The 16819-nt window shown below is 70.6% G+C and carries 14 protein-coding genes and 1 pseudogene; 3 read left to right on the top strand and 12 right to left on the bottom strand.

Annotated elements, in window-relative coordinates; all coding sequences use genetic code 11:
• A pseudogene (locus ACRDSK_RS05445) lies at positions 1–488 on the top strand (hypothetical protein); the annotation flags it as partial.
• Between the two features lie 129 nt (positions 489–617).
• Here ACRDSK_RS05445 and ACRDSK_RS05440 read toward each other — a convergent pair.
• From ACRDSK_RS05440 to ACRDSK_RS05405, 8 genes are all read right to left on the bottom strand, one after another.
• Positions 618–4070: an indolepyruvate ferredoxin oxidoreductase family protein gene (locus ACRDSK_RS05440; RefSeq protein WP_431438814.1), complete on the bottom strand. Its 3453-nt coding sequence runs from the start codon at positions 4068–4070 to the stop codon at positions 618–620.
• Between the two features lie 117 nt (positions 4071–4187).
• Positions 4188–4721: a GNAT family N-acetyltransferase gene (locus tag ACRDSK_RS05435; protein ID WP_431438813.1), complete on the bottom strand. Its 534-nt coding sequence runs from the start codon at positions 4719–4721 to the stop codon at positions 4188–4190.
• The gene (locus ACRDSK_RS05430) at positions 4718–5962 is read right to left on the bottom strand and encodes an MFS transporter (RefSeq protein WP_431438812.1); all 1245 of its coding nucleotides are present in this window, start codon (positions 5960–5962) and stop codon (positions 4718–4720) included. The genes ACRDSK_RS05435 and ACRDSK_RS05430 overlap by 4 nt, the downstream gene beginning before the upstream one ends.
• On the bottom strand, positions 5952–7850 hold the full coding sequence (locus tag ACRDSK_RS05425; RefSeq protein ID WP_431438811.1) for a carbamoyltransferase C-terminal domain-containing protein: 1899 nt from the start codon (positions 7848–7850) through the stop codon (positions 5952–5954). Before ACRDSK_RS05425 ends, ACRDSK_RS05430 begins: the two co-directional genes overlap by 11 nt.
• Positions 7847–8572, bottom strand: coding sequence for a hypothetical protein (locus ACRDSK_RS05420; RefSeq protein ID WP_431438810.1), 726 nt, complete (start codon positions 8570–8572; stop codon positions 7847–7849). The genes ACRDSK_RS05425 and ACRDSK_RS05420 overlap by 4 nt, the downstream gene beginning before the upstream one ends.
• A 10-nt stretch (positions 8573–8582) precedes the next feature.
• Positions 8583–9296: a hypothetical protein gene (locus ACRDSK_RS05415; protein WP_431438809.1), complete on the bottom strand. Its 714-nt coding sequence runs from the start codon at positions 9294–9296 to the stop codon at positions 8583–8585.
• On the bottom strand, positions 9293–9619 hold the full coding sequence (locus ACRDSK_RS05410) for a hypothetical protein (RefSeq protein WP_431438808.1): 327 nt from the start codon (positions 9617–9619) through the stop codon (positions 9293–9295). The genes ACRDSK_RS05415 and ACRDSK_RS05410 overlap by 4 nt, the downstream gene beginning before the upstream one ends.
• A 29-nt stretch (positions 9620–9648) precedes the next feature.
• On the bottom strand, positions 9649–10551 hold the full coding sequence (locus tag ACRDSK_RS05405) for a Scr1 family TA system antitoxin-like transcriptional regulator (RefSeq protein ID WP_431438817.1): 903 nt from the start codon (positions 10549–10551) through the stop codon (positions 9649–9651).
• A 248-nt stretch (positions 10552–10799) separates the two neighbouring features.
• On the opposite strand from ACRDSK_RS05405, the gene ACRDSK_RS05400 reads away from it, so the two are divergent.
• Positions 10800–12062 carry a helix-turn-helix domain-containing protein gene (locus ACRDSK_RS05400; RefSeq protein WP_431438807.1) on the top strand — a complete coding sequence of 421 codons (1263 nt, stop codon included), beginning with the start codon at positions 10800–10802 and terminating at the stop codon, positions 12060–12062.
• On the top strand, positions 12062–12571 hold the full coding sequence (locus ACRDSK_RS05395; RefSeq protein ID WP_431438806.1) for a flavoprotein: 510 nt from the start codon (positions 12062–12064) through the stop codon (positions 12569–12571). The genes ACRDSK_RS05400 and ACRDSK_RS05395 overlap by 1 nt, the downstream gene beginning before the upstream one ends.
• 13 nt (positions 12572–12584) lie before the next feature.
• On the opposite strand, the gene ACRDSK_RS05390 is transcribed toward ACRDSK_RS05395, so the two are convergent.
• From ACRDSK_RS05390 to ACRDSK_RS05375, 4 genes are all read right to left on the bottom strand, one after another.
• Complete coding sequence (locus ACRDSK_RS05390) at positions 12585–12899, bottom strand: DUF6235 family protein (protein ID WP_431438805.1); 315 nt, start codon at positions 12897–12899, stop codon at positions 12585–12587.
• 107 nt (positions 12900–13006) lie between these two features.
• Complete coding sequence (locus ACRDSK_RS05385) at positions 13007–14446, bottom strand: protein kinase domain-containing protein (RefSeq protein WP_431438803.1); 1440 nt, start codon at positions 14444–14446, stop codon at positions 13007–13009.
• Between the two features lie 137 nt (positions 14447–14583).
• Positions 14584–15264 (bottom strand): acetoacetate decarboxylase family protein, encoded by a 681-nt coding sequence (locus tag ACRDSK_RS05380; protein WP_431438802.1) that lies wholly within the window; start codon positions 15262–15264, stop codon positions 14584–14586.
• 133 nt (positions 15265–15397) lie between these two features.
• Entirely contained in the window at positions 15398–16807 is a 1410-nt protein-coding gene (locus ACRDSK_RS05375) for a S8 family serine peptidase (protein ID WP_431438801.1), read from the bottom strand.
• Between the last annotated feature and the right edge of the window lie 12 nt (positions 16808–16819).

The raw sequence follows: 16819 nt of genomic DNA, 5'->3' as shown, positions 1-16819 counted from the left end.
GGCTCGGGGTGGTCGCGGCGAGCGGCTCCACCGGCAGCACCGCGGTGGACACGGACACGGTCGACGTGGTGCTCCTGGTGCTGTTGGCCGTACTGCTGATCGCCATCCCGCCGGCGATGCGCGCCGGCTCCGCCGCGGGCCGCGCGGTGATCGCCGGGCTGGCGTTCGGCGGCGTCGCGGTGGCCGTGCGGTCGCTGCATCAGCGGACCGGCTCGTTGTCCGAACTACTGGCGCAGCCGCCGACCTACGCGGTGCCGGTCTTCGCCGGGCTCGGCGCGGTCATGCTGGCCCTCGCCCTGCGCCGCGGCGGGCCGGACGTGGTGGCCGCCATCGTCGTCGGCGTGGAGATGCTCGCCGCGGGTGCGTTGGGCATCGCGCTGCTGGGCGACGGAGTCCGCGCCGGCTGGCAGCTCCCGTGCGCGGTCGCGGTGCTCGTGGCGCTCGCCGGCCTCACCGTCCTCGCCCGCGCACCCGACCGCAGCGGGTGAGCACCGGACCCGCAACCGGGCCGTGTCCGACGGTGTCTGGCGCACACCCGAGCCGATCCAGCTCGACGAGCCGGGCCTCTACCGCGTCGCCGTGGAGGCCACCGACGTCGACGGCGAACTCCGCGGCGGTCACCGTGCCGTGACGCCCGGCCCCGTCGGGGTCGCCCGGTCGCCGGTCAGCTCGGGCAGGCGGCGGGCGACCTCGGCGCGGTACCGCTCGACGTTCGCGAGCTTGATCTCCTCGTAGCCGCGGACCATGTCCGGCAGCCGCGCGAGGTCCACGACGGACTCCAGGTTCTCGTGGTCGAGTACGCGGAGCGCGGACTCGACCGTCGCGCGGTACTCGGCGACCAGCGCCCGCTCGGCCCGGCGCACGCGCGTGTGTCCGAACGGGTCGGCGGCGGTGCCCCGCAGCCGGCGCATGGGCGCCAGCACGTGGAACACCAGCCGGAACCAGCGGCCTAGCGCGATCTTCCGCTTCATCCCCAGCGCGCGAAGGAACGGCGGGTGGAGCCGATAACCGATCTTCGCGCCCTCGCCCCATTCCGCCCGGAGCTGCCGGTCGAACTCCGGGTCGAGATGCAGCCGCGCCACCTCGTACTCGTCCTTGTAGGCCATGAGCTTGAACAGGTTCCGGGCCACCGCCTCGGTCAGCGACGTGCTGCCGGGTACGACCTCCGCCTCGCGACCGCGCACGCCGGCCACGAACCTCGCGAACTCGTCGGCGTACCGACCGTCCTGATAGGACGTGAGCTCGGTGACCCGGTGCGCGATCAGGGCGCCGACGTCCGTGGGCGTGGGCTCCGGCTCGGCCGGTTCGAGGCCTTCGGCGACGACTCGCCGGCCGTGTCGGAACGCCATGAGGTTGGCCGGCACTCGTGCGCCGTTGAGCTCGATGGCCTCCTCGATGCACTTGGCGGAGATCGGGAGCGCGCCCGCCTGGTAGGCGGCCCCGACGAGGAGCATGTTCGTGAACTGCTCGTCGCCGAACAGCTCGTTCGCCAGCTCGTCCGCGGCGAGGTGGTGTGCGAGACGGACCCGGTCCTCGATCGCGGAGCGGATGCCGCGCCGGTCGGGTGCCGCGACGGCGGGGTCGACGACCATGTGCCCGGTGGGTGCCTCGGCGGACGAGAGCACCGCGATCGTCCGCTCGGGATCTGCGCTCTCGAGGTACTGGGGCTCCGTGCCGACCAGCGAGTCGCACACGAGGTAGAGGTCGCACTCGCCGCGGGCCAGCTTCGCGGCGCGTGCCTTCGGTTCGACGGAGACCTTGACGTCGGAGACGACCGCGCCACCCTTCTGCGACACGCCGGTCTGGTCGAGCGCGCGCACGTGGCGGCCGTCGAGCGCGGCGGCGGTGGCGAGCACCTGGGCGATCGTGACGATGCCGGTCCCACCGATCCCCGCGATCCGCACGGTGAAGTCGTCCACCGGCACGCTCGGCACAGGCTCGGGCAGGGCGCCGACCTCCGGAGTGCGGACAGTCCTTCCGGTCGTGCCGGGAGTGACGGTGACGAAGCTGGGGCAGTCACCGTCCACACAGGAGTAGTCGAGGTTGCACGAGAACTGATGGATCCGGGTCTTGCGCCCGAGCTCGGTCTCGACGGGCCGCACCGACAGGCAGTTGGACCTCTGTCCACAGTCGCCGCAACCCTCGCAGACGCCCTCGTTGATCACGACCCGCTTCGTCGGGGTGGGCAGTTCGCCGCGCTTGCGCTTGCGGCGCAGCTCCGCCGCGCACTCCTGGTCGTGCACCAGGACCGTGACCCCGGGCTCGGCCGCGAGCTCGGTCTGCGCGGCGACCAGGTCGTCCCGGTGCCGGACCCGTACCCGGCCGCGCGGGGCCACCCGTCCGCGGCGCAGCGCACGCCGGGTCCGGCGCGGGTCCGGGGACGTCACGACCACCCTGCCGACCCCCTCGGCGAGCAGGGTGGCGACGAGCTGGGCGAGCCCGCCCCGTGCGCCGACCGGGTCCTGCCCGCCGGTCATCGCCACCGTCGAGTTGAAGAGGATCTTGTAGGTGGTCGGCACGCCCGCCGCGACCGCCGCCCGGACGGCCAGGCTGCCGGAGTGAGCGAAGGTGCCGTCGCCGAGGTTCTGGATGAAGTGCCTGGTGTCGACGAAGGGCGCCATGCCGAGCCACTGCGCGCCCTCGCCGCCCATGTGGGTCAGCCCGGTGACGGTGCCGACCCGGTCGCTGTCCATGACCAGCACCAGCCCGTGACAGCCGATCCCGCCACCGACGAGCGCGCCGTTGTCGGGCGACCTGGTCGAGCTGTTGTGCGGGCAGCCGGAACAGAAGTACGGCGTGCGGGTCACCAGTGGGAGTGATAATCGCTGCCTCGGTCTCTGGCGGGGCGGGCGCAGGCCGTGGAACCCGTCGTGCTCGCGCAGCCGGGCGGCCAGCCCCGCCGCCACGACGGTGGGACTCAGCTCGCCGACCGCCGGGAACAGCCGCGCGCCGTGTGGGTCTCGCCGGCCGACCACCGCCGGCGCGTCCGGTGTCCCGTAGAGGATCTCCTTGACGGCCGACTCGAGGTAGGACCGCTTGTCCTCCACCACGATGATCTCGGTCAGGCCGCGGGCGAACTCCCGCACCACGGTCGGCTCCACCGGCACGACCGCGCCGAGCTTGAGGACGGCGAGCCCCGTCCGTTCGAGCTCGGAGTCGGTCAGGCCGAGCGAGTCGAGGGCCTGCCGCAGGTCGAGGTAGGTCTTGCCGGCCGCGACGAGCCCGATGCGCGCCGACCGCCGCGCGCCGAGGATCCGGTTGAGGCCGCTGCGCCGGAGGTACTCCGCCGCGATCGGGAGCCGCACCTCCTGCAGGCTTCGCTCGAGCCCGGCGAGGCCGGCGCCGATCAGCTGCGCGTGCGGCACGTGCGCGTAGGCCCGCGGGTCGTCGAGCACCGGCGGTGTCCACTGTGAGCTCACCGTCGCGGTGGCGGCGCCGTCGGCGACGTTCGCGGCCACCTTCATCGCCGTCCACACGCCGGCCGCGCGCGACAGCTCGACCGCGTGGAGTCCGTGTCGGAGTACCTCGTGCGCGTCGGCGGGGCACAGCGTGGGCAGCTGCAGGTCGGCGAGCGCGGGCTCCGAAGAGGACGGCACGGTCGACGACTTGGCGGTGGGATCGTCGCCGACCAAGGCGACGGCGCCGCCCTTCGGCGAGGTGCCGATGAACATCGCGTGGCGGAACGCGTCCGTGGCGCGGTCGAGGCCGGGCGCCTTGCCGTACCAGACTCCCGTGACGCCGTCGGTGGTGAGCGTCGCGACCTGGTCCGCCAGCTGCGTGCCGTAGACGGCCGTCGCGGCGAGCTCCTCGTTGACCGCCGGCGCGTGCACGATCCGGCGGTCCGCGAGGATCGACCGCCGGCGCTGGATCTCCAGGTCGTAGCCGGCGAGCGGCGAGCCCTCGTAGCCGGTCACATAGATCGAGCCGTGGTGCCCGCGGCTCTCGTCGTGGCGCTGCCGGTCGAGCAGCATCCGCACGAGCGCCTGCAGTCCGGTCAGGTAGATCGTGCCGTCCGCAACGAGGTAGCGATCGTCCAGTGAGCGCGTGCCGAAGGCGCGAACATCCGTCATGACAAGCCGATCCGTTCCCTCACGTAGCGGTTGCGCACCGCCGGCGTGCCGGTGCGGAGCAGGGGGCACCGGCATCGAGCCGCATCGTACTTCGCGAGTGGCGTTCGTTCGCCCTGTTCAGCGGGTTCGCGGAGCGGATGCTCGCCAGACCCGCTCGCCGTCGACGCGCTCGTCGGTCGGGACGAGACCCAGCGTCTTGGCGACGGACTCGGACGCCGCGTGTCCGGGATGGATGTTCGCGGTGAACTCGGTGGGGTGCAGCGTCTCGTGCAGCTCGACGCAGAACCCGCTCATCATCTCCGTGCCGAGCCCGCGCCGCTGTGCGGGCGGGTCCACGAGGTAGGCGACCTCGCAGGTGTCGAAGCCCGACCCGGCCGCACGTGACACGGTGGCCTGCGCGAGCCCGACGAGCCGGCCGTCGTCGCGGCGGCGTGCCACGTAGTTGATCCAGAGCACGTCCGGGTCGGTCGACCCGCGCAGCCAGCGGGCGACCCGGTCCCCGGCCGCGGTCGCCGACGCCGGTGCGCCGCCGATGAAGTCGTAGAGGGCCGGGTTCAGCAGCATCGCGACGAGCTCGTCGACATCGTCGCGGGCGATCCGGGACAGCACGAGTCGCTTGGTGACGATCGCCGGCTCGGGCTCGTCGATCACGTGGGCGGTACGGAACGCACTGGTGAGGTCCAGATCACGAGGCCGAACAGTAGCATCGCGCCACCCACGGCGACGATCGTCGCCGACGGTGCCAGCACGAGGCCGAGGACGCCGCCGAGCAGGAACCCGACCGGCACCGCGGTGAGGTTCATGGCGCGGTAGCCGGCCGTCGCCGCGGCCCGGTCCTGGTGCGAGATCGCGCGGGCGCGGAAGGTCTGGATCAGCACCAGCACGACGCCGGAGCAGAGCTCGTCCAGGGCGAACCCGGCGACGATGAACGCGACGCCGGCCGCGCCCGGCACGTAGAGGCCGATGCCCAGCAGCAGGTAGGAGCCGATGGCACCGAAGCCGAAGAGCGAGATCCCCCACCCGCCGGTCAGCGACCGGGGCAGCCTGGTCGCCAGGTAGGCGCCGAGGACCGCGCAGAGCACCGCACAGGCCTTGATCACGCCGTACTCCGCCGCCCCGATGCTCGTCCGCGCCAGGATGGCGATCAGCAACATCGCCTCGATGAGGCACTGTCCCAGGTTGTAGGCCAGCGCCCAGCCGGTCAGCACTCGCAGTGGCGGGGTGGCGAAGTTGACCGCGACACCGTGCCGCAGCGACGAGCGGTCCCTGCCCGGCGCCTCCTCGACCGGCTCGGCCACGTGGGTTCGGGGCATCCCGCGCAGCAGCAGGCACGCACCCGCCGCCAGGACCGCCGCGACCACGAACGTGCCGGACACGTCGAACATGGCCAGGGCCAGGCCCGCGAAGAACGGGCCGCCGCCGTCGGCGAGCGACTCCGCCATGCCCAGGCGCGAGTAGACCCGGGGCAGCTCGGCGTCGTCGAAGGCGAGGGGCACGAGCACCTGCACGGCGACCGCGGTCAGCACCGAACCCAGCCCGAGGGACAGGTTGGCCAGGGCGAACACCGCGAAGCCGACGACCGGTGAGGCCAGCAGCGCCGCGGCGGACAACGCGAACGCGACCACCCGCAGCCACTCCGCCGCGAGCATGACGGTGCGCTGGTCGTACTTGTTGACGGTGGCCGTGGCGGCACGGGCGAACAGCACCTGCGGCGCGAACCGGCACACGCCGAGCACGGCGACGATCATGGCGTTGGCGCCGAGCGTGGCGACCGCGACGAACGGCACCGCGAACTCGATCACCGCGATGGCGAAGAACGACACGAACGTCGCCGTGGACAGCCGGCGGGTCAGCGCCGGATGCCGGACCGGCGCGGGTTTGCTAACGCTCAACGAGGAGGCCCATCTGTAGCAACTTGCCGACGTGCTGGTCGTGTCGGTCCACCGTGGCGGCGGGTTCGCCGCACAACGCCAGGAACAGCTCCCGGTCGACGGCTTCGGCGGCGTCGCTGTCGCTGAGCAGGTACCGCCGGTCCGGGCCGCCACCGAAGGTGGCGAGGACCGCGCCCGGCTTCGGTCGCACGCCGACGAGGTCGGGCTCGTCCGGCGGCACGAGCAGGTGCGAGTCGGACAGCAGGTAGTCGACCGCGGTCTTCCGCACGAAGCGCAGCACGTCGCCGCCGGACTCGAGGATCGGTTCGCCCGGGCCGTTCAGCGACGTGTTGATCAACACCGGTATCGCGCCGAGGTCGGCCACCTGACAGAGCAGGCGGTACATCGCCGGGTTGTCGTCCGGGCCGACCGTCTGGACGCGCGCGGTGCCGTCCAGGTGCAGGGCCTCGACGAGCACCTCCCGGTACTCCGGACGGGCCGTGAAGTTGAAGTTCATGAACGGCGACTCGGCGGGCCCGCTGAAGTAGGTGTCCAGGTCCTCCACTCGGACGATCGGAGCGACCGGTCGCCACCACTGCCGGCCCTTGATCGTGTTCAGCCGGGCCCGGGCGTCCCGGCAACCGACCGGATGGCACAGGATCGACCGGTTCCCGAGCGCGCGCGGCCCGAACTCCGCGCGGCCGCCGTAGCGGGCGACGATCGCACCGTCGATCAACAGCTGCGCGGCGTGGTGCAGCAGCTTCTCGGCGGCCGCCGGCGCGGACACGGTCTCGACGAAGCCCTGTCGTGCCGCGACCTCGACGCGGATCTCCTCGGCGGGCCGGCCGAGGAAGTCGGACCGGACCCGCTCCCGCACAGCCGGCGTGGGCTCGTGGCCGTAGCAGCCGAGGAACGCGGCGCCGATGGAGATGCCGGCGTCGTGCGGGCACGACGGCACGTAGACGTCGTCGACCTCGTCGAGCCCGGCGATCGCGGTGTTTCCGGTGAGGTTGAGGAAGATCCCGCCGGCGCAACAGATCCGGCGCTGACCGGTCAACGCCACGGCTCGCCGTGCCTGGTGTGTGACCAGGTCGGTGAACGCGTCCTGCACCGCCGCGGCGATGTCCGCGTCGGCCACCGGGTCCGAGTGCGCACGCAGCTGCTGCCAGCCGTTGCGTACCCGCGGCGGCTCGTCCGGCGTGATGATGTCCGATTTGGACAGTCTCGCGGCGCCTTCGAACGGGATGCCGCCCAGTGCCATGAGCTGCCCGTGCGCGTGCTCCTTGCGGAACAGGTACCGGGCGACGTTGTCGTACAGGCTGGCCTCGCCCTGCATGTAGACGTCGGGCTGGTTGTGCGGGACGGAGAAGTCCCGCGCCAGCAGCTCGAGCCGGCCGGCGTCGAACCGGTAGACCGAGCGCATCTCGGTGAACAGCTCGGCGTCGGTGTCGTCGGCGGTGTAGCGCGCGAAGAACTCCGCGAACGGCTCGTGGAAGTCCCGGCCGTCCCGCGACGACGTGCCGGCGCTGTCGGACACCAGCACGGCCGCGGACTCGAACCCCGAGAGCCCGGCCGTGCAGGCCGCGTGCGCCAGGTGGTGGGAGACGACGAAGTGCCGCTCGTCGAACGGGTCGAAGAGGCCGAAGTCCGCGGTGAACAGCGGCCGCTGCAGGCCGACCGCGGACGGGCCGGCCGCCTGGAACGACGACACGATGACGTCGACGTCGGCGAGCGAGGTGCCCGCCGCGGCGAGCACCTCCGGCACCGGGAGGCGGTTCGACAGGCACTCCTGCCCGTCGTACTTCCTCCTGGTCACCCGCTCCTGCTGGATGGCCGCGAGGACGACACCGTCGCGCACGACCGCACACGACGCCTCGTGTCCACAATGGATACCGAGGACGGTGGTCATCGACGGTAGTTCCCGATCGGCGCGCCCTGCGGCATGAAGCCGAAGGTCAGGATCGTGACGCGCTCGCCTTCGGCGATCGGGGTGCGGCTGTGCGCCTGCGTGCCGGCGAGGAAGATGACCATCTCCCCCGAGGTGAGCTGGAAGCGCTCCTCGCTGCCGTCCGGGTAGTGCATGTACAGCGCCGAGGTGGTCGCCGCGTCCGCCGGCTTCTCGTGCGCCAGCATCAGGAGCACGTTCAGCGAGAAGATGTCGGTGTCGATGTGCGGGATGATCCCCTGGCCGGCGTCCCGGTAGAAAAGGTAGCTCGCGATCCCGGTCGGCTCCGCGCCCGGCACGACCGATCGGACGAGCGCGGTCAGCTCGGGACTCGTCGCCAGCTTGTCCGCGACCGGCCCGCCGCAGCCGAGGTAGTGCTCGTCGAACGGCACCGCGGTCGCACCGACCTCCTCGGACTCCGCGATGAGAGTGGACAGCAGTTCGTCGGTCAGCAGGTCCGGGTGTCCCCGGAACTGCGCGCCGCGCGGGTCCGCCACCTCGTACGGGCACAACAGTTCCAGCGCTTCCGACACGGCCACCCGGCCGCGCTGTGACCTCGAGTCCCGCTCCGGGACGAGATGTCCGGCCGACAGGCCGAGAATGAGCTTGAGGTTCGCCTGCTCGGCCGGGCTGAGGCTGCCGTGCAGGTCGGCCAGTCGCTGACCGACGGACGCTGTTCCACTCATCGCAGCTTCCTTAGATGGGATGGTATCCGAACGACACGAGCCGAATCGACTCACCGGCAACGGTTCTGGTCCGCTGGTGGGTCACGCTGTCGGCGAAGAAGACGAGCGACTCGCCGTGTGCCAACTGGATGTGCACCGGATCCTGCTCGGGCGGGTACAGGATCAGCTCGGAATGCCGGCGTTCCGGCCGATGCTCCAACATCGTCAGCACGTTCAACGCGAACTCGTTCTTGTCGACGTGCGGGTCGATGCCGAGGCCCGGCGCGTCGTAGTAGAGGTAGTTCGCCTTGTAGGTCGGCAGGACCGGCCCGACCCGCTCGCTCAGGAAGGCGTTGATGTCCGAGGACAGCGCCATCTCCCGGGCGAGCGGCGCCCCGGACGTGACGTAGTGGTCGTGGAACCGTTGCGCCCGATGCCGGTTGGCGCGGGACTCCTCGTCCATGGCCGCGATTTCGGCGTCGGTGAAGAACGGCGCCCGGCCGCGGAAGACGATGCCGGTGGTGAACGCGGGCCGCTTGCCGTCGTGCAGCTTCGGCAACGACCGCTGTGCGGTCTCCAGCGCCTCCCGGCGCAGGGCCTCCGGCTGTTGCCGAGCATGGCCGACGAGCAGTCCGCCCGCCGCCATGCTCAGCATCAGCTTGAGGTTCTCGCGCTCGGCGACGGTCAGCTCGGCCGACAACCGGCCGATTCGCTCCACCAGCGGCAGCGAGCTGGCCTGTGTCACTGCGACTCCGTGAACCCCAGCGTCTCGGGCAGCGACAGCAGGTGGTTGCGCACCTCCGGCGTCGCGGCGGCCGAGATCGGCTTGGAGTAGATGTACTCCGCCTCCATGTTGATGTCCTGCAGCTTCTCCAGGTGCAGCGCGGAGGACGTCACGATGCTGCTGAGCACCTCGCGCTCGCTGGCACTGAGCTCGGCCGAGAGCCCGGCGAGCTTCTCGGTAAGCGTGGGCAGAGCGGCCTCCAGCGCGGCGGAGTCGAGCTCGCCACCCGGCGTCGTCTCCTGCGACTGGCTCGTCTCCGACCGCATCTCCGGCGTCCAGCTCATGGCATTTCCCTCCAGCTCAGAACTGACGATCACTTGGTATTCACCAAGCTAGATGACCTGGATAGGCCGCCGAACGAGCGATTCTGGACCGAAAATGAACCAGCCGTTGTGGGTCGTGCGGACGGGTACAGCTCGCGTGACAGGTCTCGGATGAACGCGATGGAGTCCTCTTCGGACAGCGCGGCGGACGCGACGGCCTCGAACACCTGGCGTGTCTCGGCAACCCGCTCGCTGCCGTCTTCACGCACCGTCGCATGCACACAGTCGGCGAACATGACCGGTGAGTCGTCGGGGTGGTCGAACTCCAGCAGCCGGAAGCCAGCGGTTCGAACGCGGGCACCAGTGCTCGACGGCAAGACCCGAACACGCACGTTCGCCCGGTCGCCGCACTCGATCACGTGCGCGAGCTGACGGCGCATCACGCTCGGCTCGCCTACGCAGTTGCGCAAGGCCGCCTCGTCGAGGACCACCGTGAACGCCAGCGGTCTGTCCGAATCGTCGAGTCGCTGCTGACGGATGCGCCGGGTCTTGATCTCATCGATCAGCTCGTCGCGGCCGGCCAGCAGCTCGCGGGCGTAGACCTCGGTTTGCAGGAGCTCTGGCAACCGCACCACGGCTACCTCATGGACCGCTGCTGCGCCGGCCTCCCAGCCGAGGTAGTCCCGATTCGGCACTCGATAGTCCTGCCACCATCCGCGCCGCCGAGCCGCTCGGATCATGTCGAGCAAGTCGGGCGCGTACTGGTCGTACAGATCCATCATGCTCCGCGCGACGTGCACGTTGGCCACCGAGATCCCGGACTCCAGTCGGTGGAGGCCGCTCCGCGCCAGATCCAGCTTGGAGGCGGCCAGCTCCAACGTCAGTCCGGCCTGCCGCCGCATGTCCCGGAGACTCCGCGCCACCCGCCGTCGCGCAACCGGCGGACTCAACATTGGGCTTGACATCGAGTTGTTGACCTCCGCGAGTTCGGTGATCAAGGCGCTGTCGTGGTGAGCAGCGTCGGGTGGCGGGAAGATCACGAAACCAGGTGTCACGGAGCGTGCGTTATCCTGTGTGCACGGTCGCCACACCCGCAATCACCTGCGGAGACGCACGGTGCGACCGAGGAAGCCCGACACTGCGAAGCCTGGAAGACGACATGGCGAGGGAACCGGAACCCATCGCGGAGCTACGTCGCTCCTTGGGCGGACAGCTCGCGACCTTCCGGCTCGCGGCCGACCTGACTCAGGGCCGGCTCGCCAAGGTCGCACACTGCGATCGCACGACTGTCGTGCACATCGAGAAGGGTCGCGCCCGGGCCGACGAACGGTTCTGGCGGGCAGTTGACCTCGCCTGCGACGCCGATGGCGCGCTCGTCGCCGCGTACCTGGAGCTGGAGGCGGCCAAGGCCGAGTACGAACGGCGCGAGCGCGAACAGCGCCTCGCCAACGTCCGTGCCAAGGCCGCTGCGCTGAGGGGTCAGTCGACCGAGGGTGTTCCTGACACGCCCAACGCGGACCTGCCCCTGCTGGAGAGCCTGCGTCGGTCGCTCCTCGGCCACCAACAAGACCGCGAGCAACCTGAGGACGTCAATCCTTCTCGCTTCCACAGCGGAGTAGTCGAGGCGCATCGGTTGTACCAGCGAGCCGACTATGACGGTGCGGCCCGCGTCCTGCCATCGCTGATAGGTCGCCTCGAAGGATCGGCGGACACGATTCCGGCGCACACGAAATCGGCCGCGTATCTGGCCGCGGCCAAGTTGGCGACAAAGGTCGGCGACGCCGGGCTGGCGTGGGTGGCTGCCGACCGAAGCCTGCGCCTGGCCCAGGAGACCGATCGGCATGGATTGATCGGTATCGCGAGCTATCAGGTCGCTTGTGCGCTGCTCGGAAGTGGTCATCTCGCCGATGCCGAGGAGATCGCCGCACAAGCCGCGGAGCGGCTGGCCAGCCGTACAGCAACGAACATGCAGGACGTCATTTCGGCTCGCGGCGCGCTTCTGCTGCTGCTGGCGATCACGGCCGGACGGCAGGGCGACTCGTCGGCGGCTCGGCGGCATCTGCGTGACGCCGCGCGGCTTGCCGAGCACCTGGGGCAGGACGGCAACTTGTTGTGGACGGCGTTCGGTCCGACGAATATCTCCATTCATGAGCTGGCCGTTCACGTGGCGCTTGGCGATTCGCGGGCCGCGTTTCAGCTTGGCGAGCGCATCGACACCGACGCGCTTCCCGGCGTTCTTCTCGGGCGGCGCTCGCAGGTCCATCTCGAGTTGGGTTGGGCGTCTGCCGGGCAAGGTGATGACAGCCTGGCCGTGTTGCATCTACTCGAAGCGGAACGCGTCGCCAAGCAGGCTGTGTCGCGGAACGTGGCAGCTCGGGCGCTGCTGAGTACATTGCTCGCTCGTGAGCGCAAGAGCGCCACGCCGGGTCTTCGCGCGCTGGCGGCTCGAGCTGGCGCCGCTTGATGACGACGCAAGTGCTCCATCTCGTCGTGTGTGCAGCGCCGCCTGCCCAAGCGGTGGACGAGCTGGTTGGGCTCCTGCAGAACAAGAATTGGACGGTCTGCGTCATTGCGACGCCACGTGCGACCGGCTGGATGGATATCGAGGCTCTGGCCCGACAGACCGGCAATCCGGTGCGCGACGAATACCAGGGACCCGATTCGGAGTCCCTGCCACGTGCTGACGCGATCGCGGTGGCGCCCGCAACGTTCAACACGGTCAACAAGTGGGTTGCCGGGATCAGCGACACGTTCGCGCTCGGGCTGCTCAACGAGGCCATCGGCTTGCGGCTGCCGATCGTTGTCGCGCCCTATGCCAAGGCGAGCCTCGCCGCGCACCCGGCGTACGCACGAAGCTTGCAAACGCTCGGCGAGTGGGGCGTGACGGTGCTGCCGAACGAGGTCATCCGCGTCGGTGCCGCTCGGGACGTGTTCGGCTGGGGGCCGGTCGTCGATGCGCTGGACCGCGTGTGACGGTGTCGCTGCGTCAACCGGCCCCGGCCGGCGACCCGGCGGCGCGCTTCTTGCGTAGCTCGAGGGCCGCGGCGGGGGTGCCGACGAAGACGATGCCGAACTTCTCGACATCGTCGAGCCGAACCCGGACGGCGAGGTCGTCGCGCACCACGACGACCAGTTCACGGGCCACGGTCGAGTCGTCGATGACCGGGTAGTCGCGGTAGACGCTGCGCTCCACGATCGCGAACAACGCGTCGGCGACCGCCTTGACGTCCGCTTCGCGGGCGGCGTCGGTCCACGCGTTCAGTACATCGATGCCCGATCCGAGGCGAAGTCGGCGTGCCATGTCGATCCTCCAGTTGCATATCGACGTTATGAGTAAAGCATAACGTCGTTGCATAACACTGCCAACCGTATGGCGTGCGAGGGCAACCTGGAAGAAGGAGGAGTCGGTCAGCCGCAGCTGACCGCGCGCTCGGGTGTCGAGGTGTCGTCGAGTCGCCGGACGAACGAGTCGCCACCGACCTCGGCGCGCTTGCCGCAGGCGGACTCCTTGTCCGGGAACGTGCCGTAGTAGACGGAGTAGATGTCGGCACCCTCGAGCTGATGGCGCAGCGACTGGCACCCGGTCGACGGGGCGTGCAGGTACGACGTACCCGGGTTGGCGTCGAGGAACTGCTGGACCTCGCGCTGGTACTTGGTCGAGTCGACCGCGGAGCCGACGATGACGATGTACTCGCCGTCGCAGGGCGGAGTGCTGATGGGGACCGACACCGACAGGTCCGGGCCGGCAGGCTCGGAAGGCTCGGTGCTCGGCGGACGCGTGTTCGACGTCGTCGGCTCGCCCGCGGAACCGTCACGCAGCTCCGGCAGCCAGATCAGTGCCGCCGCGCTCGCCAGCGCGGTCACCAGGACGATCCCGGCGCCGACGAGCCAACCGCGGCGCGAGCGCTTCGGCGGCGGCTGCCGGTTGGGCATCGGTCGCAGGTCCGGGATCGGCAGCGTCGCCGGCCGGGGCGTCGGCAGCTGCGTCGCCGCATGAGGCGGCAGCCGCTGCGTGGCCGGACGTGGCGGCAGCTGATGCGTCGCCGGCTGGATCGGCGACTGCTCCAGCGCACGCTTGGCCGCCGAGGCCAGCGCTCCCGCGCTCTCGAACCGATCTTCGGGCCGCTTCGCCATGCCGGTGGCGATGATCTGGTCGAAGGCGGGCGACAACTCGGATCGCTGCGCGGACGGCTTCGGTGGTTCCTGGCTGAGGTGTGCCTGGATGAGGGCCAGCGGGTTCTCGTCGGGGAACGGCCGGCGACCGACCAGGCATTGGTACAGCAGGCAAGCGAGCGAGTAGACGTCCGCGCGGTGGTCCACCCGGCCCTCGAGCGCGAAGCGTTCCGGTGCCATGTAGGCGACCGTGCCGATCGGGATGCCCGTGCTGGTGATCTCGGCGTTCGACGCCATCGACCGGGCGATGCCGAAGTCGACGAGATAGGCGAACCCGCTCGCGTCGAGCAACACGTTGGACGGCTTGACGTCGCGGTGCACCAAGCCCTCGGTGTGCGCGGCGTCGAGCGCGGCGGCGACCTGGCCGATGACGTCGACCGCGGCGGCCGGGGTCATCGGGCCGCGCTCGGTCAGGACCGTGCTCAGGTCCTTGCCCTCGACCAGCCGCATGTCGAGGTACAGCCGGCCGTCGATCTCGCCGTAGGCGTGGATCGGGATGACGTGCGGCTCACGCAGCCGTGCGGCCGCGCGAGCCTCCCGCCGGAACCGCCGTTGGAAATCGTCGTCACCGGCCAGGTGATCGCTCAGGAGCTTGACCGCGACGACCCGGTCGTGCTGGGTGTCGTACGCGCGATGGACCTCGCCCATGCCGCCACGGGCGATCAACTCTTCCATCCGGTAATGGCCGAACTGCCACACGACCTGCCCGCTCCCCCCGCCCGGGTCGTCCCCCGCGGGGTGACCGCCATCCTCGCGCCGCGATCCTACAAGTCACCCGCGGCCCTGGTCCCCCGAACGGCGCGGCCCGCCGGCTACGGCTGCGTTGCGAGCGGCCCTTCGCCGCCCGGGTAACAGAACGAGGCCGATGGCGAGTAGAAGCCCCACGTCACCTGGAGCGGGTCGGCCGGCCGCAGCGCGCTGACCGGGTGGTCGGGCTCCAGGAACTCGAAGTCGGTCACGCTCCAGCCCGCGGCCAGCGGGGCATGGAAGGGGTACAGGCCGCTCATGTGCGTACCGTCGATGTCGGTGATGTACCGGAGTTGACCGCGCCCGATGTCGGCGATTCCCTCGCCCACGGTCGCGGTCGCGCGGATCACCGGCACGCCGTCCGCCTCGGTGGTCGCCGTCAGCACGCCGTTCTCCAGGACCAGCGTGGTGTTGCCGACGCTCGCGGGCACGCCGCGCCTTCCCGCGTAGTCGCGCATCTCGGCGCTGGAGTTGAAGTAGTGCGTCCACCACCGGCCCGGGACGGCGCCGTCGGGCGTGTCGTGGCCCGACAGGTCCGCGCCGCAGTAGGTCAGCGAGTACGCCTCGAACGCGGAGGTCTGATCCGTCGAGTCGACGACGTACTGGTTGATGAAACACTGCGCGTCCGGCGCCAGCTCCAGCTTCTCGGGCACGAGCGCGCGCACCGCTTCGGGGTCGGCGGGAATCCAGGTGAAGTAGAGCATTCGACTGGCGGTAACCAGTTGGGGCGCCTCGATCACGGCCATGTGAGGTCTCCTTGTCTGTGCGGCGGACCCATGGAATGACGTCGGTCCGCCGCGCCTTCGCGTTTCGGCCACGCACCAAGGTCTTCGACCTGTCCATCCTATTAGGACGGACAGGTCGAAGCGGCGCTCTGCGTCAGTGCTGTGACCTCCTCGCCAACGCGATCGCGCGCAGGACGTTGAGGCGACCGAACCCGTACCGGGAGTCCTTGCCCGCCTCGCCGAGCTCGTCGACCGAGCCGCTGATCATGTCCTGGAGGAAGATGGCCCGATCGGGCCCGGACAGCTCGCGGATCGACGGCACCGCGCTCAGCAGCAGCGCCATCGCGCCCGTCACGTGTGGGGTCGCCATCGAGGTGCCGTTGAACGCCTCCCACGCCGCGTCGGGCACAGCCGAGACCACGTCGACTCCGGGGGCGCTGAGGTCCGGCTTCGTGTAGATCAGCGGCAGGTGTTCCGGCCTGATCAGCTCCGACTCGGTCACCACCTGCGTCTGGCCGCCGCTGAACCCCGCCGGCAGGTCGCGGTGGTCGGTGGCGCCCACGGCTAGGGAGAAGATGTCGCTGCCGGTCGACGCCCCGGTCTGGGAGCCCCTGTTGCCGATCGCCGCCACCACCGGGATGCCCGCACGCAGCGCGGTCAGGAAGGCGGCGCTGAACACGTTCGGCGCCTCGTGGTCGAACACCGCCGCGGACAGCGACATGCTCAGCACGTCCACCTTCTGCTCCACCGCCCACTGGATGCCGGCGAGCACCTGCTGCGCGGTGCCCGAGCCGCCCTTGAGCACCAGCCCGACGGCCAGCTTCGCCTCCGGCGCCATCCCTATCCACTGGCCACTGGCGTCGCCGCCGGCGACGGTGCCGCACACGTGGGTGCCGTGGTCCTTGCTGTCGTGCGGCCGCGAGTCGGCCACCTGCTCGCCCCTCGCGTCGAACTCGGCCCACTTCGCGACCTTGCCCTCGAGGTCCGGATGGGTCGCGTCGACCCCGGTGTCCAGCACGCCGACCGTCACGCCCGCGCCGCGCGCTCCGTAGGCGCCCCACACCGACAGCGCGCCGCTCGCGGTGATCCCCCACGACGCCGCCGAGTCCTCCCGCACGCTCGCGGGCAGCTCCCTCGTCTTCGCCACCGGCGGCAGCGCGAGCCGGTGGTTGGGGTGCACCTCGACCACGCCAGGCACCTCGGCGAGCAGCCGGGCCAGGTCGTCCCGACGCATCTCCAGGTAGGCGGTGCGCGAGGTCCAGAACGCCGCACCGACCTGGCTCCGCCGCGCCGGGTCGCTCTCCAGCACCTGCGCGAGCGCGGCCTCGTTCTCCTGCCGGATCGTGTCGATCGGCTTCGCCGGCAGCCGCGGCACGCCGGGCACCGCGCGCCCGCGCAGCATGCTGCGCACCCGCGCCGGCAGCGCTTCCCGCGCGCTCAGGCCGATCGTGCTGTCGACCGGCACGTCGACCTGCTCCGGGGCCGCCACCTGCACCAGCACGCCGACGGTGGACGAGGTGTCCTCGTCGAGAATCTGTTCGACCTGTGCCTTCGCCAGGGTCATCTCCGCCTCCAA

Source organism: Actinophytocola sp., from assembly GCF_050699915.1.
Classification (GTDB): domain Bacteria; phylum Actinomycetota; class Actinomycetes; order Mycobacteriales; family Pseudonocardiaceae; genus Actinophytocola.
The sequence above is the reverse complement of the archived record's forward strand: the minus strand, read 5'-3'. Positions and strand labels throughout refer to the sequence as shown.